The sequence below is a fragment of the Micromonospora sicca genome, from assembly GCF_003172935.1.
GTDB lineage: Bacteria > Actinomycetota > Actinomycetes > Mycobacteriales > Micromonosporaceae > Micromonospora > Micromonospora sicca.
The window spans coordinates 1-670 of the sequence record NZ_QGKS01000012.1 but is presented as its reverse complement, the minus strand read 5'-3'; the positions used below and the strand labels follow the sequence as shown (position 1 = coordinate 670).

2 protein-coding genes are annotated in these 670 nt (G+C 58.5%); one reads left to right on the top strand and one right to left on the bottom strand.

Translation table 11 applies throughout. The features are described from left to right. A partial coding sequence (locus DKT69_RS41320) for a helix-turn-helix domain-containing protein (protein WP_438361781.1) occupies positions 1–78 on the bottom strand: 78 nt, incomplete at its 3' end. An 89-nt stretch (positions 79–167) separates the two neighbouring features. Here DKT69_RS41320 and DKT69_RS00070 point away from each other — a divergent pair. Next, positions 168–670 (top strand): TMEM175 family protein (locus DKT69_RS00070; protein WP_146230935.1); only part of this gene is annotated, 503 nt, incomplete at its 3' end.

The window sequence follows — 670 nt, the reverse complement described above, 5'->3', positions numbered from 1 at the left end:
CAGGACCGCGATCTGCTTGAACTCCAAGCCTTCGGCCAGGCCACGGGATATCTCTTCCCGATCACCCAAGGTCAACATCGCACGCACAGCGGAACATCCTGTCCCACCCAACCGCCAAGATCAAATGCTACGACCGGCTGAACCTGCCCCGGTGTGCCGTCGTGCTCATGGCTCCAGCGTTGGCGGAACTTGTTGTTGCGGGTGGAGAGTTAAGCCCACGTGGTGTGGAGATCCTTCATAAGGTGCAAGATGTGCCCAAGAACCGTATCGAAACCTTCAGCGACGCCGTCATGGCCATTATCGTTACCCTCCTCGTGCTCGATCTGCGTCCACCAGAACTTGACGGGCACACCACCTCGAATGAATTCTTGCAAGCGATGACGCCCCTTGCGTCACACTTCTTCAGCTTCGCGCTGTCATTTACCATGGTGGCAATCTACTGGGTCAACCATTACTATTTCTTCCGCCGTATCAAGCGAGTTACTGGCCGTCTGATCTGGCTCAACAATGTGCTCCTCTTCTGGCTTTGCCTACTGCCGTTCCCAGGGTCATTGCGTTGTCGGGATGCTGCTGGTCACGGCGGTGATGAGGTCGTGGGGGCGGCGGTTCGCGCGTCGGGTGGCGCGGGCGATGTTGGCCTCGCCGTTGGTGCGGTGGTAGCCGATCGAGG